This window comes from Streptomyces sp. SYP-A7185 (genome assembly GCF_046103685.1).
Classification (GTDB): Bacteria; Actinomycetota; Actinomycetes; order Streptomycetales; family Streptomycetaceae; genus Streptomyces.
In genome coordinates this window covers 924,109-946,972 of record NZ_CP122310.1, presented here as the reverse complement: position 1 = coordinate 946,972, position 22,864 = coordinate 924,109, and the positions used below count along the sequence as shown (strand labels likewise).

At 70.8% G+C, this 22,864-nt stretch carries 21 protein-coding genes; 10 read left to right on the top strand and 11 right to left on the bottom strand.

Going from position 1 to position 22,864, the window contains the following annotated elements; genetic code table 11:
- Positions 1 to 13: 13 nt before the first annotated feature.
- The 3 genes from QBL25_RS04075 to QBL25_RS04065 all read right to left on the bottom strand — a co-directional run bounded on the left by QBL25_RS04075 (position 14) and on the right by QBL25_RS04065 (position 3,060).
- Positions 14 to 1,042, bottom strand: coding sequence for a hypothetical protein (locus QBL25_RS04075; RefSeq protein ID WP_409055582.1), 1,029 nt, complete (start codon positions 1,040 to 1,042; stop codon positions 14 to 16).
- A gap of 116 nt (positions 1,043 to 1,158) precedes the next feature.
- Positions 1,159 to 1,800, bottom strand: coding sequence for an NAD(P)-dependent oxidoreductase (locus tag QBL25_RS04070; RefSeq protein WP_409055581.1), 642 nt, complete (start codon positions 1,798 to 1,800; stop codon positions 1,159 to 1,161).
- A gap of 78 nt (positions 1,801 to 1,878) precedes the next feature.
- Complete coding sequence (locus QBL25_RS04065) at positions 1,879 to 3,060, bottom strand: MFS transporter (protein ID WP_409055580.1); 1,182 nt, start codon at positions 3,058 to 3,060, stop codon at positions 1,879 to 1,881.
- Between the two features lie 114 nt (positions 3,061 to 3,174).
- On the opposite strand from QBL25_RS04065, the gene QBL25_RS04060 reads away from it, so the two are divergent.
- From QBL25_RS04060 to QBL25_RS04050, 3 genes are all read left to right on the top strand, one after another.
- A complete protein-coding gene (locus QBL25_RS04060) occupies positions 3,175 to 4,089 on the top strand; it encodes a LysR family transcriptional regulator (protein WP_409055579.1) in 915 nt (304 codons plus the stop codon).
- 74 nt (positions 4,090 to 4,163) lie between these two features.
- Positions 4,164 to 4,721 (top strand): PadR family transcriptional regulator, encoded by a 558-nt coding sequence (locus tag QBL25_RS04055; protein WP_409055578.1) that lies wholly within the window; start codon positions 4,164 to 4,166, stop codon positions 4,719 to 4,721.
- A 126-nt stretch (positions 4,722 to 4,847) separates the two neighbouring features.
- Entirely contained in the window at positions 4,848 to 6,569 is a 1,722-nt protein-coding gene (locus tag QBL25_RS04050; RefSeq protein WP_409055577.1) for an acyl-CoA dehydrogenase family protein, read from the top strand.
- Positions 6,570 to 6,694: 125 nt separating this feature from the next.
- Here QBL25_RS04050 and QBL25_RS04045 read toward each other — a convergent pair whose 3' ends face one another.
- Together QBL25_RS04045 and QBL25_RS04040 are read right to left on the bottom strand one after the other, a co-directional pair.
- Positions 6,695 to 7,126 (bottom strand): VOC family protein, encoded by a 432-nt coding sequence (locus QBL25_RS04045; RefSeq protein WP_409055576.1) that lies wholly within the window; start codon positions 7,124 to 7,126, stop codon positions 6,695 to 6,697.
- Positions 7,127 to 7,319: 193 nt separating this feature from the next.
- Positions 7,320 to 7,733, bottom strand: a complete 414-nt coding sequence (locus QBL25_RS04040) for a Fur family transcriptional regulator (RefSeq protein ID WP_409055575.1) — start codon at positions 7,731 to 7,733, stop codon at positions 7,320 to 7,322.
- 448 nt (positions 7,734 to 8,181) lie between these two features.
- Here QBL25_RS04040 and katG point away from each other — a divergent pair, with 448 nt between their 5' ends.
- On the top strand, positions 8,182 to 10,401 hold the full coding sequence (gene katG, locus QBL25_RS04035) for a catalase/peroxidase HPI (protein WP_409055574.1): 2,220 nt from the start codon (positions 8,182 to 8,184) through the stop codon (positions 10,399 to 10,401).
- Between the two features lie 158 nt (positions 10,402 to 10,559).
- A complete protein-coding gene (locus QBL25_RS04030; protein WP_409055573.1) occupies positions 10,560 to 11,051 on the top strand; it encodes a hypothetical protein in 492 nt (163 codons plus the stop codon).
- A 16-nt stretch (positions 11,052 to 11,067) separates the two neighbouring features.
- On the opposite strand, the gene QBL25_RS04025 is transcribed toward QBL25_RS04030, so the two are convergent.
- Genes QBL25_RS04025 through QBL25_RS04015 form a run of 3 tightly spaced genes read right to left on the bottom strand, consistent with a single transcriptional unit; the run spans position 11,068 to position 12,687 of the window.
- Positions 11,068 to 11,919 (bottom strand): helix-turn-helix domain-containing protein, encoded by an 852-nt coding sequence (locus QBL25_RS04025; RefSeq protein ID WP_409055572.1) that lies wholly within the window; start codon positions 11,917 to 11,919, stop codon positions 11,068 to 11,070.
- Positions 11,920 to 11,945: 26 nt separating this feature from the next.
- Positions 11,946 to 12,461 (bottom strand): DUF6879 family protein, encoded by a 516-nt coding sequence (locus tag QBL25_RS04020; protein ID WP_409055571.1) that lies wholly within the window; start codon positions 12,459 to 12,461, stop codon positions 11,946 to 11,948.
- On the bottom strand, positions 12,433 to 12,687 hold the full coding sequence (locus tag QBL25_RS04015) for a hypothetical protein (protein WP_409055570.1): 255 nt from the start codon (positions 12,685 to 12,687) through the stop codon (positions 12,433 to 12,435). Before QBL25_RS04015 ends, QBL25_RS04020 begins: the two co-directional genes overlap by 29 nt.
- Before the next feature lie 207 nt (positions 12,688 to 12,894).
- Here QBL25_RS04015 and QBL25_RS04010 point away from each other — a divergent pair, with 207 nt between their 5' ends.
- From QBL25_RS04010 to QBL25_RS04000, 3 genes are all read left to right on the top strand, one after another.
- Positions 12,895 to 13,119, top strand: coding sequence for a hypothetical protein (locus QBL25_RS04010; RefSeq protein ID WP_409055569.1), 225 nt, complete (start codon positions 12,895 to 12,897; stop codon positions 13,117 to 13,119).
- A 231-nt stretch (positions 13,120 to 13,350) separates the two neighbouring features.
- Positions 13,351 to 13,488: a hypothetical protein gene (locus QBL25_RS04005; protein WP_409055568.1), complete on the top strand. Its 138-nt coding sequence runs from the start codon at positions 13,351 to 13,353 to the stop codon at positions 13,486 to 13,488.
- A 360-nt stretch (positions 13,489 to 13,848) separates the two neighbouring features.
- Positions 13,849 to 14,595: a cupin gene (locus QBL25_RS04000; protein ID WP_409055567.1), complete on the top strand. Its 747-nt coding sequence runs from the start codon at positions 13,849 to 13,851 to the stop codon at positions 14,593 to 14,595.
- 55 nt (positions 14,596 to 14,650) lie between these two features.
- Here the strand turns inward: QBL25_RS04000 and QBL25_RS03995 are convergent, their stop codons facing one another.
- The 3 genes from QBL25_RS03995 to QBL25_RS03985 form a co-directional block, all read right to left on the bottom strand.
- The gene (locus QBL25_RS03995; protein ID WP_409055566.1) at positions 14,651 to 15,403 is read right to left on the bottom strand and encodes a class I SAM-dependent methyltransferase; all 753 of its coding nucleotides are present in this window, start codon (positions 15,401 to 15,403) and stop codon (positions 14,651 to 14,653) included.
- Positions 15,404 to 15,479: 76 nt separating this feature from the next.
- Positions 15,480 to 18,179: a discoidin domain-containing protein gene (locus tag QBL25_RS03990; RefSeq protein WP_409055565.1), complete on the bottom strand. Its 2,700-nt coding sequence runs from the start codon at positions 18,177 to 18,179 to the stop codon at positions 15,480 to 15,482.
- Positions 18,180 to 18,357: 178 nt separating this feature from the next.
- Complete coding sequence (locus tag QBL25_RS03985) at positions 18,358 to 19,029, bottom strand: GntR family transcriptional regulator (protein WP_409055564.1); 672 nt, start codon at positions 19,027 to 19,029, stop codon at positions 18,358 to 18,360.
- 339 nt (positions 19,030 to 19,368) lie between these two features.
- Here QBL25_RS03985 and QBL25_RS03980 point away from each other — a divergent pair, with 339 nt between their 5' ends.
- Complete coding sequence (locus QBL25_RS03980; protein WP_409055563.1) at positions 19,369 to 21,708, top strand: collagenase; 2,340 nt, start codon at positions 19,369 to 19,371, stop codon at positions 21,706 to 21,708.
- Positions 21,709 to 21,865: 157 nt separating this feature from the next.
- Positions 21,866 to 22,762, top strand: a complete 897-nt coding sequence (locus tag QBL25_RS03975) for an alpha/beta hydrolase family protein (protein WP_409055562.1) — start codon at positions 21,866 to 21,868, stop codon at positions 22,760 to 22,762.
- The last annotated feature ends 102 nt before the right edge of the window (positions 22,763 to 22,864 follow it).

Genomic DNA, 22,864 nt, shown 5'->3' with positions numbered 1-22,864 from the left:
ACCCCGGTGGAACTCAAGGGCCTGGTCCGCGTGTCCTTCTCCGGAACGCGGACCGGCCCTCGCCACGTGTCTCGGCGGTGAGGAGCCACAGGCCGCGCAGGCTGTCCACCAGGACCTGAGCGGGCCGGGAGCCCGGCGGATGCACCTCGCGGGCGCTGACCCACTCCACGAGCATGCCTCCCGCCTGGCGGGCCGTCGCGGCCGATCCGATGTCGTAGTGGCGGTGCCGTCCTTCGGTCGCCATGAACCACATGGCGTCGAGCGATTCGCGCACTTGCTCGCACAGGCTCCTCAGATCGTCGTCCGTGACGGACATCAGGGTGGCGAGCCGCTCCCGCCCGCATGTTTCGCGGCGTTCGGCCCGCTGCTCGCCATGGCACAGGGCAGCCAACAGCCAGGCGGCGCGGGAGCGTTCGGGAGGAGCGTCGAAGGCCATCGCGCTGCGCAGGTCGGCCATGTAGACGGCGTCGTGAGTGGGCAGTGAAGGAGCGTTGAGCCAGATCAGCACGGCGCGAACCCGTTCGTCGAGCTCCGCGCGGGTGGCCGTGGCGAGGTCGCGGCGGCGCTTCAGGTTCGCCCTCATCTGCCGTACGGCCTCCGGGTGCCGGGTCATGTCCAGCTCCGCCGCCGCCTCGGCCCAGTTGTACTCGGGCGGGTCGGCCTCGCGGTGTTCCGCCGGCACGCTGTCCAGGACCTCCTGCTCCTGCTCCCGCCGTTGGACGTACGTGCCGAAGTACGTCTTGGCGAGAGCGACCCGTACGGGAGCGGCCGGCACGGGGACGTCGTTGAAGAACGCCAGGAGCACGAGATCGTCGACCGTGCGACAGCGCCGGGCACACTCCAGGAGGCCCAGGGCGAGGGCGGCGGTCTCCAGGGGATAGACCCGGGCGCCGCCGATCCGGACCAAGGTGTCGGGCCCGGGCCGGGGGATGAGCCCGGCGGCCCGCCACCGCTCCAGCCGAGCGGCACTCAGCTCCAGACCCGCGTCGGCCGCGATGCGGATCAAGTGCTGGTCGGCGGCGTTGGGCGTGTTCCTCACCATGAGTGTCACGCTACGGAAGCCGCCGTCGCGTTCTGCGGCGCCGAGCGCGGGGAAGCTGCCCACCCGACGCCTGGAAATGGCGCCCGACCAGCACGGGAAACCCGGAAAGATCAGGTTCAGTACGCCGCCGTGAACCGGGTGCGATGGTGCTTGGGGTGTTCGGCCTCGTCGAGCAGGGCTACGGCCAGGTCCTCCATCGAGAGCGCGGAGACGCCGTGGGCGTCGACGATCAGCTCGTCGGCGCCAAGACGGAAGCGGCCGGTCCGCTCGCCCGGTTCGAGGAGGAGGGGCGGGCTGAGGTAGGCCCAGTCGACGTCGTGGACGGTGGCGCGGCAGACGGCGAGCTGTTCGTTGCAGGCCAGTGCGATGGGGCGCAGGGACGGCGGGAAATCGGGGGCGTCGACCACCATGGTGCCGCCGGTGCCGGGTACGGAGAGCGCGGCGGCACCACCGACGAGCAGGAGCCGTACACCGGTGGTGTGCAGTCCGGTGAGCAACGACCGTGCGACGGCGGCCAGTTCGGACTCGCGACCGGGAGCGGGGCGGGTCGCGGAGATCACCACGTCCTGACCCACTGCGAGTGCCGCGACGGTGTCCGGGTCGGCGGCGTCGCCGGTGCGGACATGCGCGGCGGGGGAGAGCCCGGTCGCGCGAGCCGGGTTCCGGACGGCCGCGGTGACCTGGTGGCCGCGGGCCACGGCCTCGGCGACGACACGGCGGCCGGTGCTGCCCGCGGCTCCGAAGACGGTGATGTTCATGGGGGTGCTCCTCAGGTGAGTGGCCGGTGGACGGGCCGGGAGGTGGGTGAGCAGGTGGGGCATGGGTGGGGCAGCGGTTCAAGGGGTGGGGCGGGTGCGGTCCCAGACCCCGACGGCGACCGCTCCGGTGGCCAGTGCCGCGCCCAAGGCGCAGATGCCGGGCCAGCCCCTAGCAGGCCATACGGCGGAGGCGAGCGCGGAGCCGAGTGCGCCGCCGACGAAGAGGCTCGTGGCGAACGCGGAGTTGATGCGGTTGCGGGCCTCGGCGTCGAGCGCGAAGAGGAGGGTCTGGCTGCTGTTGAGGACCGCCTGCTGGCCGATGTTCAGGGCGACGACACCGCCCGCGAGCCAGACCAGGGACCGCTCTCCCGCCAGCAGGATCAGCCAGCCGGTGAGCAGCAGCGCGGTGGCGCCGCCGGTGACCTGCTGGGCGCGGCCGTTGTCGCTGAGGCGCGCCGCCGACGACATCGACAGGATGCCCACGGCGCCGACCAGACCGAACAGGCCGATCGCGGGGGCGGACCAGTGGAACGGGGCGCCGGCCAGCAGGAACGTCAGCGCCGTGAGCTGGACGCTGTACGACGCGAAGGACAGCGCCCCCAGCAGGGCCCGACGGCGCAGCACGCCTTCCTGCCGCAGCAGAAAGAGCGTGGAGCGAAGCAGGGCCGGGTACCGCAGATCGGCGGAGACGGCGAGGTGCGGCAGCCGTCGGTGCAGGACGACGGCGGCGCCCGCCATGAGGACGGCGAGCACCCAGTACGCGGTGCGCCAGCCGCCCAGTTCGGACAGGCCGCCCGCCAAGGTGCGGGCCAGCAGGCCCCCGAGCAGGACCCCCGACATGACGGTGGCGACGGCACGGCCTCGGGTCGCCGCGGTGGCGAGCGCGGCGGCATGGGCGACGACGACCTGCGCGCCGACGGAGGTGAGGGCCGCGAGGACGGCGCCCGCGAGGAGGACCGGCCCGCTGGGGGCGAGAGCTGAGACGCCCAGGAACAGGGCGGTGGCCAGGAACAGGGTGACCGCGAGGCGGCGGCGGTCGATGACGTCACCGAGCGGGGCGAGCAGGAGGAGCCCGAGCGCGTACCCCGCCTGCGAGGCGGTGACGACCAGGCCGGCCAGGGCGCTGCCGAGGTGGAGGTCGCGGGAGATGAGGTCGAGCAGCGGTTGGGCGATGTAGTTGCCCGCCACCGACAGGCCGGTGGCGACGGCCATGAGGAGCAGAAGAGCTCGGCCCGGGGTGCCGTTCGTCTCCGGATCCACGGCGCGAGGGTGGTGAAGTCCCGTCTGTGTCATGGCAGTCAGCCTGCGGCCGGCTCCATTGATGAGTCCAACACATCCTTGTCATGCGAACGATCGCACTGCACGATGGATCGCATGGAGTTGCAGCAGCTGCGCTATGTCGTCGCCGTCGCCGAGACGGGCGGGTTCACCCGGGCCGCCGAGCGCTGTCTGGTGGTGCAGTCGGCGCTCAGCCATCAGATCGGCAAGTTGGAGAAGGAGCTCGGTGCGCGGCTGTTCGAGCGGACGAGCCGACGAGTCGCCCTCACCGCCGCGGGCGAGGCGTTCCTGCCCGCGGCGCGGCAGGCGTTGGAGGCCTCGGAGCGGGCGCGCGCCGAGGTGGCGGCGGTGACCGGGGAGATCCGGGGGCGTCTGGCCATCGGGGCGATCTCGACGGTGACGGCGGTCGACGTGCCGGGGTTGATGCGGGCCTACCACGCCTCGTATCCGCAGGTCACGATGCGACTGGTCGACGGCATGAGCGAGGTCTTGGTGCGCGGGGTGCGTGACGGGGCCCTCGATCTGGCCTTTCTGGGGGTGCCGCCCTCCTTCCGTACGGACGATCCCGCTCTGGACAGTCGCACGCTCGTGGTCGACCGCCATGTGGCGGTGGTCGCCCCCGGCCATCGGCTGGCGAAGGAGGGGTCCGGCGAGCCGCTGCCGCTGGAGCGGTTCGCGGACGAGGTGTTCGTCGACTTCCCCGCGGGCATCGCGGCGCGGGCGCAGACCGACGAGGCGTTCCAGGCCGCGGGGCTGCGGCGGGACGTGGCGTTCGAGGCCAAAGGGCTCGACTTCTTCGCCGACCTGGTGCGCGGCGGTCTGGGCATCGCGCTGCTGCCGTCGCGCCTCGTGCCGCGCCTTCCCCGGCTGACGGTGGTGCCGGTGAAGGGCGGGCCGGTGCGCGAGGAGCGGCTGGTGTGGCGGCGGACGCGGAACTCGCCGGCGGCGGCCGCGTTCCTGGAGTCGGTGCCGGACGGGCCGGCGAGCGGGAGCGGGAGCGGCGCCACATGATCACCTGGGTGAGCCGTGTCTCACCCGGGTGGCGGCCCTTGTTTATGCAACGAGTTGCATAGCAGGATCGGGGCATGGCGCTAGAGCACGCGATCCTCGTCTCGCTGCTTGAGCAGCCGGGCTCCGGCTATGAGCTGGCCCGGCGGTTCGAGCGGTCCATCGGCTACTTCTGGACCGCCACCCACCAGCAGATCTACCGCGTGCTCAAGCGCATGGAGAGCGACGGCCTGATCGACGTCCGCGAGGTGCCGCAGCAGGCGCGGCCGGACAAGAAGGAGTACTCCGTCGCCGCCCTCGGGCGGACCGCGCTCTCCCGGTGGCTGCACGAGCCGATCGAACCCGAAAGCGTGCGCCACGAACTCGCCGTGAAGATCCGCGGCGCCGCCTTCGACGATCCGGGCGCACTGATCCGCGAGGTGGAGCGCCACCGCCAGGCGCACGCCGACCGCCTCACCCGCTATCGCGCGGGCGAGGCGCGCGACTTCACCGGACCCGAGGCGCCCGCCGTGCCCGACGCCGGGCAGGAACTCCAGCACGTCGTGCTGCGCGGAGGCATCGCGTACGAACGGATGACGCTCGCCTGGCTCGACGACGTGCTCGCCACCCTGCGCCGGCTCGCTCCCCAGGGCTGAGTCGGCGGCTACCGGCATCACTGCGGCCTCCGCTCCCGCCACCCTTCATCGCACGAAGACTCTCGAAGCCACCCGAATACTCCCAAAACCTTCTGAAACCCTCCCGAACCGGAAAGGCGAACATCCATGGCCGACCCGCTGCTGTTCAACCCGCGTACCTACGACCCCCAGCAGTTCGACCCCGAGACCCGCAGGCTGCTGCGCGCGACCGTCGACTGGTTCGAGGCCCGCGGCAAGCGCCGGCTGATCGAGGACTACCGCGACCGCGCCTGGCTCGCGGACTTCCTGGAGTTCTCCGCCAAGGAGGGGCTGTTCGCGACCTTCCTCACCCCGGCCTCCGCCGCCGAAGGCAAGCAGGACGCACGCTGGGACACCGCCCGGATCGCCGCCCTCAACGAGATCTTCGGCTTCTACGGGCTCGACTACTGGTACGCGTGGCAGGTCACCATCCTCGGCCTCGGCCCGGTCTGGCAGAGCGACAACGCCGCCGCCCGCAAGCGCGCGGCCGAACTCCTCGACCAGGGCGAGGTGTTCGCCTTCGGCCTGTCCGAGAAGACCCACGGCGCCGACATCTACAGCACCGACATGCTCCTGGAGCCGGCCGGTGACGGCGGCTTCCGCGCCAGCGGCTCCAAGTACTACATCGGCAACGGCAACAAGGCCGGCCTCGTCTCCGTCTTCGGCCGCCGCACCGACGTCGAGGGCCCCGAGGGCTACGTCTTCTTCGCCGCCGACAGCCGCCACGAGGCGTACCACCTCGTCAAGAACGTCGTCGACTCCTCCAAGTACGTCAGCGAGTTCCGCCTCGAGAACTACCCGGTCGGCCCCGACGACATCCTGCACACCGGCCGCGCCGCCTTCGACGCCGCGCTCAACACCGTCAACGTCGGCAAGTTCAACCTGTGCACCGCCTCGATCGGCATCTGCGAGCACGCGATGTACGAGGCCGTCACCCACGCCACGGGCCGCATCCTCTACGGCCGCCCCGTCACCGCCTTCCCGCACGTGCGCCGCGAGCTGACCGACGCATACGTCCGCCTGGTCGGCATGAAGCTGTTCAGCGACCGTGCCGTCGACTACTTCCGCTCCGCGGGCCCCGACGACCGCCGCTACCTCCTCTTCAACCCCATGACGAAGATGAAGGTGACCACGGAGGGCGAGAAGGTCATCGACCTGATGTGGGACGTCATCGCGGCCAAGGGCTTCGAGAAGGACAACTACTTCGCTCAGGCGGCCGTCGAGATCCGCGGCCTGCCCAAGCTGGAGGGCACCGTCCACGTCAACCTCGCGCTGATCCTCAAGTTCATGGGCAACCACCTCCTGAACCCGGCCGCGTACGAGCCCGTCCCGACCCGCGTCGACGCGGCCGACGACGACTTCCTCTTCCGCCAGGGCCCGGCCCGCGGTCTGGGCGCCATCCGCTTCCACGACTGGCGCACCGCCTACGACGCGTACGCCGAGGTGTCCAACGTCGCCCGCTTCCGCGAGCAGGCCGACGCCCTCTGCGCGTTCGTCGCCACCGCCGCCCCCGACGAGGAGCAGAGCCGCGACCTCGATCTCCTGCTCGCCGTCGGCCAGCTCTTCGCCCTGGTCGTGCACGGCCAGCTGATCCTGGAGCAGGCCCGCCTGACCGGCCTCGACGCCGACGTGCTCGACGAGCTGTTCGCCGTTCTCGTACGCGACTTCTCCGCGCACGCCGTCGAGCTGCACGGCAAGGACTCCGCCACCGAGCAGCAGCAGAACTGGGCCCTGGGCGCGGTGCGCCGCCCGGTCGTCGACGAGGCGCGCTCGGCACGGGTGTGGGAGCGCGTCGAGGCGCTGGCCGGGGAGTACGAGATGGCGCCGTAGCCACTGAGCCCGCCGGTTCCGTCACCTCGGGGGTGTGACGGAGCCGGCGTTCCTCTGCCGGGCCGCCCGCGCCCTGCGCGCCCCGCGCGGCCTGGTCAGACCCGGTCAGACCCCGTCAGGCCGGGTCAGGCGGCGAAGACCTGGGAGTCGTCGGCGAACGCCTTGAACTCCAGGGCGTTCCCGGCCGGGTCGAGGAGGAACATCGTCCACTGCTCGCCCTTCTCGCCCTCGAAGCGGACGTACGGGTCGATGACGAACTCCAGGCCCGCCGTACGCAGTCGGTCCGCGAGTTTCTGGAACTCGGGCACCGGCAGGAGCAGTCCGAAGTGCGGCACCGGCACCTCGTGGCCGTCCACGGGGTTGTGGATGTGCGGGGCGGGCTTCGGCGAGAGGTGGGTGACGAACTGGTGGCCGTGCAGGTTCCAGTCCACCCAGGTCTCCGCACTGCGGCCCTCCTCCAGGCCGAGCACCTCGCCGTAGAACAGGCGGGCCGCGGCGAGGTCGTCGACCGGCACGGCCAGGTGGAACCGGGGGACGGGGGAGCCGGGAACGGTCATGGCGCAGCCTCCTGTGGCGGGGCCCGGGCGCAACCTCGGGCGTAGTCGTGACGTGCTGTCCGCAGGGGTACGGGGTACCCCGCGGAGCGGGTCTGCCCTCATGACCCTCCGGGCCCGCCCGCCGCACCGTGCCGATCCCCGGCGACCGAGCCCTCGCCGGAGTCCTCCCCTGAGCCCTCCCCGGAGCCCTGCCTCACCCCCGCGCGCAGTCGGGGCACACCCCCCGGTACGTCACCTCGGCCTCGGACACCGTGAAGCCGAAACGCTCGGAGTCCGGCAGCGTGGCCAGGGGATCACCGTGGGGATGGACGTCGCGTATGGCGCCGCAGCCCGAGCACACCAAATGCTGGTGGGGGTGATGGGCGTTCGGGTCGTACCGCTTCGCCCGTCCGGTGGACACCTCGATGACCTCGCCGAGGGAGACCAGCTCACCGAGGGTGTTGTAGACGGTGGCGCGAGAGATCTCCGGCAGCCGTACGGTGGCGCGCGCGAGCACCTCGTCCGCGGTCAGGTGGACGTGTTCGCCGTCGAGTACCTCGGCGACCACCCGGCGTTGAGCGGTCATCCGCCACCCACGTCCGCGGAGCCGCCCCAGAAGATCGCTCATGCGTACCAGCCTAACTGTGCGTGGTCTGACGACTGAATTCGTACGGACCCGTCTGTCGTATTGACTTGGACTTGGTCCATCGTAGGATCAGTTCCGGCCGACGGCCAAGGGACAGGGCAACAGCAGGGAACAGCAGGTGACTTCAGCAGTCGGGTCCGTAGCCCCGGCATCCGGTACCCCGTTCGCGGAGAACCAGTCCGGCGAGCAGGCGGACGTCCCGTGCGCGGGCGTCTTGTGCCGGGAGCCGATCCGGGACCCGGCCGCGCCGGAGAAGCCTGCCCACCTCGGCCGCGAGCGCACCGCTCACGCGCGCACCGGTCCTCGGACGGCGACCGCCTCGGCACCGGCTTCCCGGCCGCCGAGGCCCGCGCCGCCCCTGGGCGCCCCCGACCGTTTCGCCGTTCGCAGTTCCTGAGCACCGTGATCCGCCCCGTCCGGAAGGATTCCCATGACTGAGAACCATGACGCGATCGTCACAGACCCGAAGCCGGAAGAGACTGGCGGCTGCCCGGTCGCGCACGGTCGCGCGCCGCACCCGACCCAGGGCGGGGGAAACCGCCAGTGGTGGCCGGAGCGGCTCAATCTGAAGATTCTGGCCAAGAACCCCGCCGTGGCCAACCCCCTGGGCGAGGAGTTCGACTACGCCGAGGCGTTCAACTCCCTGGACCTGCCCGCCGTGAAGCGGGACATCGCCGAGATCCTCACCACCTCGCAGGACTGGTGGCCGGCCGACTTCGGCAACTACGGCCCGCTGATGATCCGCATGGCCTGGCACAGCGCGGGCACCTACCGGATCAGCGACGGCCGCGGCGGCGCGGGGGCCGGCCAGCAGCGCTTCGCGCCCCTCAACAGCTGGCCCGACAACGTGAGCCTGGACAAGGCCCGCCGTCTGCTGTGGCCGGTCAAGAAGAAGTACGGCCAGAGCCTCTCCTGGGCCGACCTGCTCGTGCTCACCGGCAACGTGGCCCTGGAGACGATGGGCTTTGAGACCTTCGGCTTCGGCGGCGGTCGCGCGGACGTCTGGGAGCCCGACGAGGACGTGTACTGGGGTCCCGAGACCAACTGGCTCGACGACGAGCGCTACACCGGCGACCGTGAGCTGGAGAACCCCCTCGGCGCGGTCCAGATGGGCCTCATCTACGTCAACCCCGAGGGCCCCAACGGCAACCCGGACCCGATCGCCGCGGCCCGCGACATCCGCGAGACGTTCCGCCGCATGGCGATGAACGACGAGGAGACCGTCGCGCTGATCGCGGGCGGCCACACCTTCGGCAAGACCCACGGTGCCGGCCCGGCGGACAACGTCGGCGACGACCCCGAGGCCGCGCCCATGGAGCAGCAGGGCCTGGGCTGGAAGAGCACGTACAACACGGGTGTCGGCAAGGACGCCATCACGTCCGGCCTCGAGGTCACCTGGACCGAGACGCCGACCCGGTGGAGCAACCACTTCTTCAAGAACCTCTTCGAGTACGACTACGAGCTCGGCAAGAGCCCGGCGGGCGCCCACCAGTGGGTGGCCAAGGACGCGCCGGAGATCATCCCCGACGCCTTCGACGCGTCGAAGAAGCACCGTCCGACGATGCTGACCACGGACCTGTCGCTGCGCTTCGACCCGATCTACGAGCCGATCTCCCGGCGCTTCTACGAGAACCCGCAGGAGTTCGCGGACGCCTTCGCCCGCGCCTGGTACAAGCTGACGCACCGCGACATGGGCCCGGTCGTCCGCTACCTCGGCCCGGAGGTCCCCTCGGAGGAGCTGCTGTGGCAGGACCCGCTGCCGCAGCGCACGGGTGAGGTCATCGACGCCGCGGACATCGCCGGCCTCAAGGAGCGGATCCTCGGCTCCGACCTGACCGTCTCGCAGCTCGTCTCCGCCGCCTGGGCCGCGGCCTCCTCCTTCCGCGGCAGCGACAAGCGCGGCGGCGCCAACGGCGCCCGCATCCGCCTGGAGCCGCAGCGCAGCTGGGAGGTCAACAACCCGGACCAGCTCGAGCAGGTGTTGCGCACGCTGGAGGGCATCCAGGAGTCCTTCAACTCCGCGGGCGGCAAGCAGGTCTCCCTGGCCGACCTGATCGTGCTCGCCGGCAGCGCGGCCGTCGAGCAGGCGGCCAAGGACGCCGGCGTCCAGGTCGAGGTGCCCTTCGCGCCGGGCCGCGTGGACGCCTCGCAGGAGCAGACCGACGTGGAGTCGTTCGCCGCGATCGAGCCCGCCGCCGACGGGTTCCGCAACTACGTCGGCAAGGGCAACCGCCTGCCGGCGGAGTACCTGCTGATCGACAAGGCGAACCTGCTGACCCTGAGCGCCCCGGAGATGACGGTCCTGGTCGGTGGCCTGCGCGTCCTGGGCGCCAACCACCAGGGTGCCAAGCACGGTGTCTTCACCACCGCGCCCGGCACGCTGACCAACGACTTCTTCGTCAACCTGCTGGACCTGGGCACGCAGTGGAAGTCGACGTCCGAGGCACAGGACACGTTCGAGGGGCGCGACGCCGCCACGGGCGAGGTCAAGTGGACCGGCACCCGCGCCGACCTGGTCTTCGGCTCGAACTCCGAGCTGCGCGCACTGGCCGAGGTGTACGCGAGCGACGACGCCAAGGAGAAGTTCGTGAAGGACTTCGTCGCGGCCTGGACAAAGGTCATGAACCTGGACCGGTTCGACCTGGTCTGAGTTCCCTGATCGCGCTTTCCTGACCGCGGTTCTCTGATCGCGTTGTCCGGGGCGGCCCATATGGGTCGCCCCGGACGATCCGGCCATCGGATGCCGGCCGCAGCGACGTCGAACCCCACCGTCCAGCGCTGGATCGTTCGATGGTGGAAGATCGGACGATGGACCAGGCGGTAGCGGCGCTCTGCGGGGCGGGCATCGGAGTGGTAGGAACCGTGGGGGCCTCCTGGCTGACTTATGTCGGTACTCGGCGGCAGGCCCCAGATCAGGGACGAATCGAGCACGCACGTCAACTCAGAACGGAGCGTCGGGAAGCGTACCTGTCGTTCATGGAGCTGCTTGAGCCCATGGACCACGTACCCACTGAGGCGCCGGCGGAAGTCGCGCCCGAGCAGTACGCAGGCCTGGACTCGCAGCTACAGACAATCCGAACGCGCGGTGAGTCCTTGCTTGCTCGCATTCAACTCTGCGGTCCCGCAGAGATCATTGATCCGGCATCGGGACTGCTGGGCTCGGCTGTACGTGTGGCGCACCTGTTCCTCAGCAGATCCCAGGAGCAGGAAGAAATTGATCTTGCGTTTGAGTCGTTCGTCGATGCCCAGACGGCCTTCATCGTTCAGGCCCGGCACGTCATGCTGCAGCCTCCGGACTGACGAGGCGTCGGCCGTGTCAGCCGTCCAGTGCTCTGAGCGCCGCCGTGATCAATGCTCTTGCTTCTGATCCGTGGACAGCCAGGTGTGCCAGCTCTTCAAATGCTCGGGTGTACAACGCCACTTCGGTGGGCTGGGTGAGTGTGACGGCCGCGCTGAGCGAGTCCGCGTGGACCCGGCGGCCATCGAAGATCGTGAAGGTCTCCAGGGGCCACATGGAGCGGGGTGCGTTGAACGGGATCACGCCGAGGGACACCGACGGCAAGGCTATGGCGGAGAGTAGCGAGCCGAGTTGGGCGGCCATGGTGGCGGTGTCGCCGATCCGGTAGCGCAGCACGGCTTCCTCTACCAGGACGGCGAATCGGTGGTTGCCCTCGTGTACGACGCGGGAGCGTTCCATGCGTGCCGCAACGGCCTCGCTGACGTCGTCGGGGGTGCCACGGAACGCCGCGATGGACGACAGTAACGCCGTCGCGTAGCCGGGACCTTGCAGGAATCCGGGCATCACGTTGGAGCAGTAGACCCGGAAGAGTTGGGTGCGTTGGTACAGGGCCGCGCCTGATTCTTGTAGCTGGCGAAGTCCGCTGCGTTGCAGGCGTCGCCACTCCACGTACATGGCGTCCGCGTGGCGGTTGGCCGCGATCAGGTCGGCGGTCTGGCCCTCGGCTTCGCACGCGCGGCACCAGGCGCCGATGTCGGCGTCCGAGGGAGGGGTCTTGGCGTGCTCGATGCGCGACGACTTGGACTCGCTCCACTGGCACCGGGTGGCCAGCTCACGCGCGGTGATCCCGGCATCCAGGCGCAACTCGCGCAGCCGCGCGGCGAGCGCCTCTCGCGCTTGTTGTACGCGGGCTGAGGGATGTGTGGGCATGGGCTGGCTGTCCGGTCCTCCTGTGATCAGATGTGGTAGTCATCGTGTGGGATGGCGCGCCCCCACACCGCCTCGAACGCCGAGACGCACAGTCTCACCGTGGCAGGATCGTCCGTGATCTCGTCCTCGACGACGGCCCCGTCCCCCGAGAAGTGATGGATACGTAGGAGTGCGCCGTCGAAGGCCCAGAAGTCGTTGCCGGGCAGGGCTAGACCTGACGCCATGCGCCGCGGCAGCCAGCGGACTTGCTCGCCCGCGGTCGTGTTCGCGCGGGTGACGTAGTGCTCCCACCTGATGTACTCACTCACCGGCTCGGACACGATCCGAGCGCGCCGGATCGCCACACCCCGCGCAACCGTGTCCGCGATCAACTGGTCGTAGGGATGCCACCAGGACGCGCGATCGTCCCAATTGATCCGCACGCCCCGCCGCCACGCTTCGAACCGCTCGTTCGTCGCATAGCTGTCGCGCATCTCCAAGTGCACGGCTGACCGCTGGCAGTTGGCCAGCAGCTCACCGAAGCTCGGGACGCTCAAGGGCATCGCACGCCTTCCTGATCGAGGGCACCAGGCGGGCCGGGACGCGGATGATCGCTTCGCTGTCAGGAACCGGTCCGATTCCCGGACTGGTTGCCTCGCACGCGGCCTGCGTCCGGGCCTCGGGCTTCCAACCCTGGACCAGGAGTTCGCCGGCCTCGGGGTCCACCCACACAGTGGGGCAGTGATCGCGATCGGTATCGGGGTCGATGCCGATGAACTGTACGGCCATGCCAGCCTCCCGCGCCCGAATACTTGCCTTGACTTGCATTACCGTCTTGCCTCACGGACGAGACGTCAAGGTTCCGAACTGGGCCAACAATCGCTGTGCAAGCTGCTGCAAGTACATAGAGCGTGATCTTGAGGTCCCTCTAGCGTCTTCCCCGGGCAAGCCCCATCGGCGGTACGCCAGGTGCCGTCGACAACGCCGGGAGTGCAGATGGACAGCGAGGCCGTGCCGGACGTCGGGGCCGTGGCCGTCGACACCGCCACCGGACGCGTTGGCGTGGTGATGGAGAAGGGCCCGTCGCGCGTGTACCTGCGTCCGCCAGGTGGAGGCAAGGAGTGGGAAGCCGAGCAAGGCAGCGTGCGGAGGGCCGACCGACACGAGGAATTGCAGGTGAAGGTGGCCAGGGTCAATGCAGAAAGCAGGTGGCCCCGGTGAGTACCCCGTCGCTCGCGCTCGTCGACTGGCGCACGTTGAACGGTGACCAGCTGCGGGGTTGGGCGTGTGCCCTGTGCGGGGCCCGGTTGTACGCAGACCGACCCATCGGCAAAGTGACCACCCGGTTCAGCGGCAGGGAACCCGAAGACATCGAACTGTGGGCTTGCGCGCCTGCGTGCAGTGGCGTCGCTACGTGACCGAACATTCCCCGAGACGGAGCACGACTTCTCGGTGGACTACATCGTCACGCCGGACAGGGTGATCTTCTGCCCCAACCGCCGACGGCCGGCCGGCCTGGTGTGGGGCGACCTCACGCCAGAGAAGATCGCGGCGATCCCGGTGCTGGCGCAGCGGAGAGCCGCGGAGTAGAAGCGTCCGGAACTTCAGGAGTGGTCCGCGGCCTGGGTTCTCCCAACGGCGGCCATGCGGTGCGCGGTGCGTCGCGGCGCAGCGGCGGCCGCGTCATGGTGAGGCGGCGAACGTGGCGCGACAGCCGTGGGCGTTGCCGCTCCCGGGGCGGGCGTCCGCCGGTGAGACGGTCATCTTTCGGCTCCGGGGTCTTGTCCTGACATTCGTGGGGTGCCTAGGGTCGGCAGCGGCGCGGCGCAAGCGCTTTCTAAGCTCGCCGCCCGGCACGTCCTTCGCCTACCGCCACCACTACCGCCACCGCGTCGTCGCCGACGGGGCCCGGGACCACGACCGCGTCACCACGCATCTGAAGGGACTGACATGGTGAGCCTGCCGCACCCGCTGCCCGGGGCCATCGGCCTCTCGCACCTGACGGCGTACGAGTGGGAGGCGGCCGACGGGGTGTGCGGCGGCAGCCCCCATCTGCACCTGGTGTGCACGGAAGCGTACGTCGTCACCGGCGGCAGCGGTGCCGTCCAGACGCTCGGCCCGGGCGGTTACCGCGAGGTGCCCCTGGCAGCGGGCGCGGTCGCGTGGTTCACGCCCGGCACCGTGCACCGAATGGTGCAGGGCGGTGACCTGCGGATCACGGTCCTGATGCAGAACAGCGGACTGCCCGAGGCGGGCGACGCCGTCTTCACCTTCCCGCCGGACGTGCTGGCCGACCCCGAGCGGTACGCCGCCGCGGCCAGGCTCCCCGCCAAGACCGGCCCGGAGGCCGAAGCCGCCGCCCGCAAACGCCGTGACCTGGCCGTCGAGGGATATCTCCCGCTGCGTGATGCGCTCAGGGCCGGGGACAACGGCCCCTACCTGGAGTTCCAGCAGGCGGCGGCCCGGCTGGTGCGGGACAAGGTCCCCACCTGGCGCGAGCTGTGGCGGGCCGGGGCCCTGGCCACCGCCGAGCGCACCGGCGCCCAGCTGGACGCACTGGAGTCCGGCAGCCCCCACTACCTCGCGGGAGCCGGCTCGTACGACACCCGGCCTTCGCGCCTCGGCGGCTACGGCATGTGCGGGCGTCGCGACGAGTACGAACTGCCGGGCACCACGCTCCCGTACCACGGGGAGTGACCGACCCGGCCCCGCCGACCGCCCGGCAGGGAAGCCGTCACGCTGTCCGAGCCGGTTACTCCGGGACCGAAGCGCTCGGGGGCTCCATGCGCCGGGCGAAGAAGACGAACTCGCGCCCCGGGCGGTCGGGGGCGTCGCGGATCTCGTCCACCACGTAGCCGTGCGCGGTGAGCGAGGCGGTCACCTCCTCGCGGCCGCGGAAGCGCAGGGTCGAGTCGGAGACCAGCGTCTCGCCCGTCGCGGTGAGCACGACGGTGCGGCGGAAGGTCACCAGCGGCAGGGAGACGTCGGTGACGTCCAACCAGGTCTCCACGTCACCGAACTCCGCCACGGCGACCGTCTTGCGGGTCGCGGCGCGGGTCCAGTCCTCCCACGCCCGCCGGGCCGGGTCGCGCGTCTCGAAGACGAGGCGCCCGCCGGGCCGCAGTGCCGCGTGGACGCCGCGCAAGGTGGCCTCCCACCCGCCCGGCTCCACGATCGCCTGGGCCACGTTCGCGGTCATGAACGCGACGTCCGCCCGCATCGGGGGGAGCGCCGTCGCGTCGCCGTGGATCCACCGCACGCGCTCGCTGCCGGGTTTGGAGCGTGCCACGTCGAGGGAGGCCCCGGCCGGGTCGACGCCGGTCACGTCCAGCCCGCGCGCCGCGAGGAGCAGCGCGAACGTACCGGTGCCGCAGCCCACGTCGAGCACCTGACGTGCCTTCAGTTCCGTTGCCACAGCGGCGTAGACGTCCAGGTCGCCGCGATCGGGGTCGAGCGGATCGTAGAGCACCGCGAGTCGGGGATTCTCGTACGCCTCGTCTGCCACGCCCGGCACGCTACCAACGGGAGCGGCGGTGGAAGCCCTCCTTTTCCCGTGCTTCCACCGCCGCTCCCCGCGTGCTCTACCGGTTGACGGTCAGCTCCCGGATCCCGGCGGGCTTCTTCGCGTCCTTGGAGGTGAACGTCACGCGGACATAGCGGGCCGTGTCGGCGCCGGGGCCTGCGGTCTTCCAGTGCTTGCCGTCGCGCGAGGTCCGCACCGTGCTCTTGGCCGGCTTCACGTCGGTCCAGTGCGGGGTGATCCGCGCGACGCGTGCGACCTTGCCGAGGTCGGCCGTGAGGGTGGCGCGGGCGGTGTCGGGGACCCAGGCGGTGGCGGTGCTGCCGTCGAGCGCGGCGTCCGCGTACTGACCCGGCTGTTCCGAATTCGCCTTCGCGTCGCGGCACCTGGCGAGGTTGCCGGTGGGCTCCAGGTCCGGGCGTCGGGTCTTGACGTGTGCGGGGGCGCCCTGGCCGACGATCTGCTTGCCCTGCGGCGTCTCGATCTCGAAGGGCTCGCCGTGGGTGAGGCGCACGGTGGTGTCGTGTGCGCCGATGGCGATGTCGTAGGTCCGGCCCTGCCAGCGCAGACCGTTGAGCTTGACGCCCTGCGACAGCTGCGGCGGCAGCATCGGGTCCAGGTGCACGCCGTTCTCGCGCATCCGCTGTCCGGTCAGGCCGTTGGTGAAGACCTGGAGGAAGCCGCCCTGGCCGGTGGTGAAGTTCTGCGCGGGCGAACCCGACAGCGGGTCGGATGCCCCCGCCTTGTCGCCGCGCGCCTCCGAGAACAGGTCGAACGGGCCGCGTACGAAGGGCCGGATGGAGCGCGTCAGATAGGTGTACGCGGAGCAGCCGGGTTCGCCGATGGCGGCGGCGTCGACCGCGTGCACCGAGTCGGTCATGGCGGGTCCGTCGGGGTCGGTGCGGGCCGCGTAGTAGTCCAGGGTGTTCGTGGCGGCCTTCTTCGACATCGGCCACTCCAGCGGATACATCAGGAGCACGGTGTCCGCCTGCTTGATCACTGAGCCCTTGTAGCCGTCGTACTGCCGGAAGACCTGCTGCTTCTGGTCGTAGGGGATGCGCAGCTTGTCGGCGACGGTGTGCCACTTCGCCGGGGCGTCCTCGCCCAGGAGCCGCGCGGCGCGGGCGGCGGTGCGCAGGGTGGTGGCCGCGCCCGCGTTGGTGAAGACGCCGTCGTCGACGCCGTTGCTGTACTCGTCGGGGCCGGCGACGTCCTTGATGGAGTAGCTGCCGTCGGTGTTGCGCGTGGCGCGGTCGGCCCAGAAATCGGCGATGCCCTTGAGGACCGGCCAGCCGCGGTCGCGCAGCCACCGGGTGTCCTTGGTCGCGAGGTAGTACTGCCAGGCGGCCAGGGCGACGTCGCTCTGGAGGTGGTTCTGGGTGCGGCAGTGCGGCGGGTCCACGCTGTGGCACTCGGAGGTGAGATCGCCCTTGCTCGCGCTGGTCCAGGGGTAGAACAGGCCGGGGTGGCCCAGCTTCTTCGCGTTGGCGCGGGCCGCGCCGCGGGTGCGGTAGCGGTAGTCCACCACGGACTTGGCGAGGTCGGGGTGGGCGGCGAGCAGCGCCGGGTACATCCAGGTCTCTGCGTCCCAGAAGACGAGGCCCGCGTAGTTGTCGCTGCTCAGACCGGTGGGGGAGATGCTGTCGGCCGAGCCTGGCCGGGTGCTGGACAGCAGGCCGTACTGGGCGGAGCGTACCCAGTCCTGGAGTTCGCCGTGGCCGCGCACCTCGATGTCGCCGCGCCACAGCTCGCGCCAGGCGGCGGTGTGGCCGGCGAACAGCGCGTCCCAGCCGCGCTCGGCGGCGCGGCGTGAGGCCGCCACGGCGTCGTGCCCGGGGGAGCGGGAGGTCAGGGCGGTGTCGACGCCGACGAACTTGGTGAGTTCGTAGGTCCGGCCGGACCGGACGGGCACGGCGACCGACTGATGCGCGCTCAACTTACGTGCGGGAGCGGAGGTTTGTTCATTTCCTGTAGGGACCCCGTCGTCCGCGCGGAGGGTCGAGGCGACCGTGCCCGCGGTCTTGGTGCCGTGCGTGCGAAATCCCACGGCCATGGTCCGCTCTCCGGAGCGGGGGCCGCTTCCGGTGGCGGTCATGCGCCGGGCCCCGCGTCCGTCGATGCGGTCGGTGACCTTGGCCCGGCCGTTCCAGTGCGGGGTCATGCGCAGGCGTACGGCGCCGACGTGGGGGTCGGCGCGGTCGGCGAGGACGTCGTAGACCAGGTCGGTGGCCCGGCCGTCGGCGGCCGTCCAGGTGAGCTCGGTCCGCACCAGGCCGCGGCGCAGGTCAAGGCTCTGGCGGTAGTGGGAGACGCGGGCGGCCGGCGTCGAGGAGGTGAACGTCTCGGAGGCGGATCCGCCGGTGGACACCGTCAGCGGGCTCCAGGTGGGCAGGGCCGCCGCGACCTGGCGGTTCTCGGTGGTGTCCTTGTTGTGCGCGTAGAGACCGGAGACGAAGGAGCCGTCGTAGCGGCGGCTGAACAGCGGCCAGCCGGTCTTGGCTGCAAAGTCGGCGTACCCGGCTCCGTTGGGCGCGACGCGCTGGCCGAGATAGCCGTTGCCGACGAAGGCGTGATAGGTGTCCTTGGCGTCGATGCGCGTCGACGTCAGCGTCCAGTCGTCCTGGGGGGAGGGCGTGGACGTCGCGGGCTTCTCGGTTCCGGGGGACGCGATGCCGGCCGCCGCGGTGGGGGGAACGGTCGCGGCCAGCACACCCACGAGGAGGGGTGCGATGAACCGGGCCGTGCGGGGGAGGGACCTCATTGTGCTCCGTTGCGGGGTCGCCGGGGAAGGTCAGGCGACCATAAAGAGGTGAACGGTCCGCGTCAATGAATCGCGCGATGTGTTGAAGAATCAAACGAACTCGCGGGTAGATCGGCCCCGCCGACGCCGGTGGCCCGCCCTGCGCCTTGGTGTCTGGCCCACGCCTTGGTACCCCGACCTACGCCTTGGTGCCCCGCGCCCACAGCGAGCGCACGTGCCCGAGGTGCCGGGCCATGCACTGTTCGGCCCCTTCCGCGTCACCCGCCACCATCAGGTCCAGGAGTTCGAGGTGTTCCTGCGCCGAGGGGATCAGCCGGCCGCGCTCGTCCAGTGCCGTCAGACCGTAGAGGCGGGAGCGCTTGCGCAGGTCGCCCACGGTCTCGACGAGCCGGTCGTTGCCGCCGAGGGCGAGCAGGGAGAGGTGGAACTGCCGGTCGGCCTCGAGATAGCCGATGAGGTCGTGCTCGCGGGCCGCGCGCACGATCTCGTCGGCGACGGGGCGCAGCCGCTCCAGCTCCGCGGGGGACGCGGACCGGGTGATGCGGCCGATCATCGGGACCTCGATGAGGGTGCGGATCTCGGTGTACTGGTCCAGGTCGCGTTCGTTGACCTCGGTGACGCGAAAGCCCTTGTTGCGGACCGGTTCGACCAGCCCCTCGCGGGCCAGGTCGAGCATCGCCTCGCGCACGGGGGTCGCGGAGATCCCGAAGTCCTCGGCGAGCACGGGCGCGGAGTAGACCTCACCGGGCCGCAGTTCGCCGGATATCAGCGCGGCCCGCAGGTGGTGGGCGACCTGATCGCGCAGCCGCTCCCGGGGAGTGACGAGGGTGCGCTGTGTGAGGTGACCCATGGTGGTGATCCCTTCGTGGCCCCGCAGGTCGTGGCCCGCGCGCCCGCCCCGGGTGATGCACCAGGGTACAAGGTCACTTGACTCGCGCTCCGGGATTCGAAGCGCGTCAAGGGATCACAAGGACAGTCAACAGCCGCGCGCTGCAGGGGAGTTGCGTGACATCCCGTCGTCTGAGGGGTTGTCAGTGCCATTTCACATTACTACGTTACGCATCACATGGCGCAGTCGGCGGTCCCCAACTCCCGTGGCCCATAAGGTGGTTCACGCTCCGGGTGAGGGGTCTCCGCGTCGTGCGCGCACGCACTGCTTGCGCCACCTCCCACACCTCAGGAGCCTGTCGTGCATCAGCCCCGTACCCTGCGCAGATCCGTGGCCGCCGCGGCGATATCCGTGGCGCTGTGCGCCACGGCCGCGCCGGCCGCCCCTGCGGCCACCCCCGGCCTTGACCCTCGCCCGGCCGTCTCGCCCGCCGCGCCGGGACCCGAGGCGCCGAACCCGCAAGACCACGTCGACCGCCGCGCCAAGGCCCCCGCGCCCGCCGCCCGGAAGCTCCCCGCCCCCGCCGGTCTCGCCGACGGCCGCGTCCCCGGCCCCCGTACGGGCAAGGCGAAGACCACGGGCGAGGTGCCCCGCGCCACCGTCGGCAAGAAGTCGGTGCCCTGCACCCTCGACGGCGTCACGGGCCTGTCACCCGACCAGTTCACCGACTTCCTCGCCGACCCGGCCGTCACCGCCGACGGCTGTCTGCGCGGGCTCATCTGGACCTGGGACCGCCGCCTGGCCCCGGTCATGTCGGGCGCGCACATCCAGGCCGTCTCCCGGCGCGCCACCCAGCTGGCCGCCGCCCACGACGGCACCAACGGCCGCCACCTGCTGGAGATGTTCACCTACCTCCACGCCGTGTCCTACCAGGGCTTCTCGCACGACGAGGTCGACATCACCGACCCGGCGACCCTGGCCGCCATGCGGCGTGCCGTGGACGCCTTCGGCGCGGCGGCCCACGCCTTCGACGTCACCCCCTCCAACGCCGAGACGCTCCGCGAGGCGCTGACCGCGGCCAGCGCGGCAGGCCTGCGCCGGCATCAACTCCCGTTCGTCAAGCGGGTCCTGGCCACGATGGACGCCGCCCACCCCGCCACCGCCCAGGACACCCGGTGGGCCGGTGCCGCTCTCGCCGCGCTCACGCTGAACTACCTAGGCGTGTACCCCGGCAACCAGGACGCCGCCTTCCGTGCCGCGGTGGCCGCCGACCCCTCCTACCGCGCCGCCTTCAAGGCGTTCGCCGGGCACACCCACCTCAAGGGCGGACCCAACGCCTGGGTGGTGCGCGACGCGGTGAGCGAGTACGGCCGCATGGGGCAGATCGACGCCCTGCGCTCCGAGATCGTCGCCGGGCTCGGCCCGCTCCTGGACACCCTCACCCGCACTTTCGGGGACGGCAGCGCCCCGTGGGCCAAAGCCGTCACCTGGCTGATCGAGTTCGACGCCTGCAAGCCCTACCAGGTGTGCAGGGACGACATCGAACGCCGCCTCTTCCCGCAGACCTACACGTACGACGAGGGCGGCATGAAGGTCCGCACCGCCCTCGGCCGTGACACCGTCGACCAGCTCTACTACGCGAGCAAGCAGGTCAAGGCCCAGTTCCACCGCGTCGTCGGCACGCAGGAACCGCTGAAGGGCGACCCGAACACGGCCCTCAGCACGGTCCTGTACGCCTCCCGCGCCGACTACGAGAACTTCCATCCGCTCCTGACCGGCATGGGCACCGACAACGGCGGCGTGTACATCGAGCGGGGCGCGACCTTCTACACCTACCAGCGGCGCGTCCCCCAGGACTCCTCGCTCACCCTCGAAGAGCTGTTCCGCCACGAGTACACCCACTACCTCAACGGCCGCTGGGCCGTACCGGGCTTCTTCGGCGAGGGCCCCTGGTACGAGGGCGACCGGACCACCGCGATGGACGAGGGCACCGCGGAGTTCTTCGACGGCGCCACCCGCGACGACGGCGTCAAGGTGCGCAAGTCCCTCGTCCAGGGCATCATCGACGACACCGCGGGCGGCGGCCCGCGCATGAGCGTGAACCAGCTCCTGCACGCCACCTTCGAGGGGGACGGCTTCCGCTTCTACGACTACGCGGGCACGTTCTTCGAGTTCCTGTGGACCGAACGCCCCGCGCTGCTCAAGGAGATGTACCGCCACCTGCGCGCCGACACCCCGGCAGCGTTCGATGGCTGGCGCGACCGCCTCGGCCGGGACGCAGGACTGCAGCGCGCCTACGACGCCTTCCTCGACCGGCAGATCGCCCATGTCGACGACCTGTTCGTCCCCGACACCACGTACGTGCCCGTCGGTCAGCTGCGGGACAGCACGGCCGGACAGGTCCGCTCCTCGTTCGTCGCGACGACCGGCATCACGCCCGACTGCCGCTCCACCGGCGCGGCCGACCGCCCGCGGTTCGTGTGCACCGGCCGCGTCACCGCGAACCTCGCCGACGCGGGCAGCCCCGACCTGGTCTTCAAGGACATGTCCGAGACCGTCGACGCCTTCATCCTTGACCGGGCCGCGGGCGGCGACAACAACCTCACCGACATGAACTGCGCCTTCGGCGAGGTGGAGATCTGGACCAACGGCCGCGCCGGCACCTCCGACTACACCTGCGAAGGCCCCCTGCGCGGCTGACGCGCCGGGGCGGACAGGCCCACGACACCGGTGATTTCACCGATGTCCCCACCCCGTTCGCACCGCCACGGTGGGGACCGCCAACGAACACGGCGGTCTCCACCGGGGCACACCTCCTCTCCCGCGTGGCTCCCGCCCCGACCGAGAGGACCCCTCCGTGCGCCTGCACGTCTTCTCCCGCCCCGTGGTGCGGGCCTGTCTGGCCGCCGCGGTCGCCACCGCCGGCCTCTTCGGCACGGGGCTCGCGCCCGGTGCCCAGGCAGCCGCCGACAACCCCTACGAGCGCGGCCCCGCCCCCACCGTCTCCAGCATCGAGGCCTCGCGCGGCTCGTACGCCGTCTCGCAGACCAGCGTCTCCTCGCTGAGCGTCTCCGGCTTCGGCGGGGGCACCGTCTACTACCCGACGTCCACCGCCGACGGCACCTTCGGCGCGGTCGTCATCTCCCCGGGCTTCACCGCCTACCAGTCGAGCATCGCCTGGCTCGGACCGCGGCTGGCCTCCCAGGGCTTCGTGGTCTTCACCATCGACACCAACACGACGCTCGACCAGCCCGACAGCCGGGGCCGCCAACTCCTGTCCGCGCTCGACTACTTGACGAATTCGAGTTCGGTACGGGGACGCGTCGACGCCTCCCGGCTCGGCGTGATGGGGCACTCGATGGGCGGTGGCGGCACCCTGGAGGCCGCCAAGAGCCGCACCTCCCTGAAGGCGGCGATCCCGCTGACCGGGTGGAACCTCGACACGACCTGGCCCGAACTGCGCACGCCCACCCTGGTCGTGGGCGCCGACGGCGACACCGTCGCCCCCGTCGCCAGCCACTCCGAGCCGTTCTACCAGTCCCTGCCGAGCAGCCTGGACAAGGCGTACCTGGAGCTCAACGGCGCCACCCACTTCACGCCGAACTCGTCCAACACGACGATCGCGAAGTACAGCATCTCCTGGCTGAAGCGGTTCATCGACAACGACACCCGCTACGAACAGTTCCTCTGCCCGCTGCCGAGGCCGAGCCTCACGATCGAGGAGTACCGGGGCAACTGCCCCCACACCTCCTGATCTCCCGAGCCACCTGACCCGTCATGGGGGCCCGTCGTCCGTCGCCGGTCAGCCGGCGGCGGACGACGTGTGTCGTGCCCCGGCCCCCGATTGTGCTCGCGC

Coding starts and splice junctions, on each gene's coding strand:
- QBL25_RS04075 (WP_409055582.1), bottom strand. CDS start 1,042: ATGGTGAGGAACACGCCCAACGCCGCCGACCAGCACTTGATCCGCATC.
- QBL25_RS04070 (WP_409055581.1), bottom strand. CDS start 1,800: ATGAACATCACCGTCTTCGGAGCCGCGGGCAGCACCGGCCGCCGTGTC.
- QBL25_RS04060 (WP_409055579.1), top strand. CDS start 3,175: ATGGAGTTGCAGCAGCTGCGCTATGTCGTCGCCGTCGCCGAGACGGGC.
- QBL25_RS04055 (WP_409055578.1), top strand. CDS start 4,164: ATGGCGCTAGAGCACGCGATCCTCGTCTCGCTGCTTGAGCAGCCGGGC.
- QBL25_RS04050 (WP_409055577.1), top strand. CDS start 4,848: ATGGCCGACCCGCTGCTGTTCAACCCGCGTACCTACGACCCCCAGCAG.
- QBL25_RS04045 (WP_409055576.1), bottom strand. CDS start 7,126: ATGACCGTTCCCGGCTCCCCCGTCCCCCGGTTCCACCTGGCCGTGCCG.
- QBL25_RS04040 (WP_409055575.1), bottom strand. CDS start 7,733: ATGAGCGATCTTCTGGGGCGGCTCCGCGGACGTGGGTGGCGGATGACC.
- katG (WP_409055574.1), top strand. CDS start 8,182: ATGACTGAGAACCATGACGCGATCGTCACAGACCCGAAGCCGGAAGAG.
- QBL25_RS04030 (WP_409055573.1), top strand. CDS start 10,560: ATGGACCAGGCGGTAGCGGCGCTCTGCGGGGCGGGCATCGGAGTGGTA.
- QBL25_RS04025 (WP_409055572.1), bottom strand. CDS start 11,919: ATGCCCACACATCCCTCAGCCCGCGTACAACAAGCGCGAGAGGCGCTC.
- QBL25_RS04020 (WP_409055571.1), bottom strand. CDS start 12,461: ATGCCCTTGAGCGTCCCGAGCTTCGGTGAGCTGCTGGCCAACTGCCAG.
- QBL25_RS04015 (WP_409055570.1), bottom strand. CDS start 12,687: ATGGCCGTACAGTTCATCGGCATCGACCCCGATACCGATCGCGATCAC.
- QBL25_RS04010 (WP_409055569.1), top strand. CDS start 12,895: ATGGACAGCGAGGCCGTGCCGGACGTCGGGGCCGTGGCCGTCGACACC.
- QBL25_RS04000 (WP_409055567.1), top strand. CDS start 13,849: ATGGTGAGCCTGCCGCACCCGCTGCCCGGGGCCATCGGCCTCTCGCAC.
- QBL25_RS03990 (WP_409055565.1), bottom strand. CDS start 18,179: ATGAGGTCCCTCCCCCGCACGGCCCGGTTCATCGCACCCCTCCTCGTG.
- QBL25_RS03985 (WP_409055564.1), bottom strand. CDS start 19,029: ATGGGTCACCTCACACAGCGCACCCTCGTCACTCCCCGGGAGCGGCTG.